Below are 1412 nucleotides of genomic sequence, written 5' to 3'. Positions count from 1 at the left end.
AAAAGGAAAGAAATGAGTACAATAGAAGTAACATCACCATATGACGGGAAAGTAGTAGGAACAGTTCCTTTTACAAGTATAGAAGGTGTTCAAAAAGCAATCGACGTTGCATATGAAAAGTTTTTAGATGTTGATAATTGGATTCCAAAGCATAAGAGAATTGAAATCTTAGAAAACCTAATGAAAATCATGTCTTCTCAAGTAGAAGAATTAACTATTCTTTGTGCTTCTGAAGGTGGTAAACCTTATATGGATTCTAAAGTTGAAATTCAAAGAGCTATCAATGGTGTTAAAATCGCTATTGAGCAAATTGGTATGCAAGAAGGTCAAGAAATTGCTATGGGTCACACTGCATCTAGTGTTAATAGAATGGCTTATACAATGAAAGAACCTATTGGTGTTGTTGCTGCTATTTCAGCATTTAACCATCCTTTTAACTTAGCTATTCACCAAGTTATTCCTGCACTTGCTGTTGGTTGTCCTGTAATTATTAGACCTGCGACTCAAACTCCTATGTCAGCTGTTAAATTAGTTGAATTATTAAAAGAAGCTGGTCTTCCTGATGGTTGGGCTCAAGCTGTTGTTTGTGACAGAGAAGGTGGGGAGTTATTAGTTACATCTCCTAAGACTGCTTTCTTTACGTTTATTGGTTCTGGACCTGTTGGTTGGTATTTAAATTCTAAGTCATCTCCTGGTACTAGAGCTGCTTTAGAGCATGGTGGGGTTGCTCCTGTTATTGTTGAGCCTGATGCTGATATTGATGCTATGATTCCTGATTTAGGAAAAGGTGGTTTCTATCATGCTGGTCAAGTTTGTGTTTCTGTTCAAAGAGTTTATGTTCATGAATCTATTGTTGATGAAGTTGCTTCTAAATTAACTGATTATGCTTCTAAATTAGTTGTTGGTGATCAATTAGATCCTAAAACTGAAGTTGGTCCATTAATTAACAACAATGAAGTTAATAGAGTTGAAGAGTGGGTTAATGAAGCTGTTGAAAAAGGTGGTAAGATTTTAACTGGTGGTAAGAGAATCTCTGATTCTTGTTATGAGCCTACTGTTATTTTAAATCCTGCTGATGATGCTTTAGTTTCTACTAAAGAAATATTTGGACCTGTTGTTATTGTTTATTCTTATTCAAATATTGATGAAGCTATTGATAGAGCTAATTCTTTAGATGTTTCATTCCAAGCTGCTGTATTTACTAAAAATATTGATAATGCTTTAAAAGCTGTTAAAAGATTAAATGGTACTACTATCATGGTAAATGATCATACTGCATTTAGAGTTGACTGGATGCCATTTGGTGGTGCTAAAACTTCTGGTCTTGGATTAGGTGGTATCCCTGATTCTATGAATGAAATGCAAAACCAAAAAATGATGGTTATTAAATCTCCTGTTTTATAATTCATTTT

1 protein-coding gene is annotated in these 1412 nt (G+C 34.1%); it reads left to right on the top strand.

Features of this window, described 5'->3' with window-relative positions; genetic code table 11:
- Window positions 1-12: 12 nt before the first annotated feature.
- Window positions 13-1404, top strand: a complete 1392-nt coding sequence (locus CRV01_RS12930) for an aldehyde dehydrogenase family protein (RefSeq protein ID WP_129008745.1) — start codon at window positions 13-15, stop codon at window positions 1402-1404.
- Window positions 1405-1412: the final 8 nt, after the last annotated feature.

The organism is Arcobacter sp. CECT 8983 (genome assembly GCF_004118855.1).
In the GTDB taxonomy this organism is placed as follows: domain Bacteria; phylum Campylobacterota; class Campylobacteria; order Campylobacterales; family Arcobacteraceae; genus Halarcobacter.
This window is presented reverse-complemented; position numbering and strand designations above follow the sequence as displayed.

What these genes read in the sequence shown, in the direction of transcription:
- CRV01_RS12930 (WP_129008745.1), top strand. Translation starts at nt 13, where the DNA reads ATGAGTACAATAGAAGTAACATCACCATATGACGGGAAAGTAGTAGGA.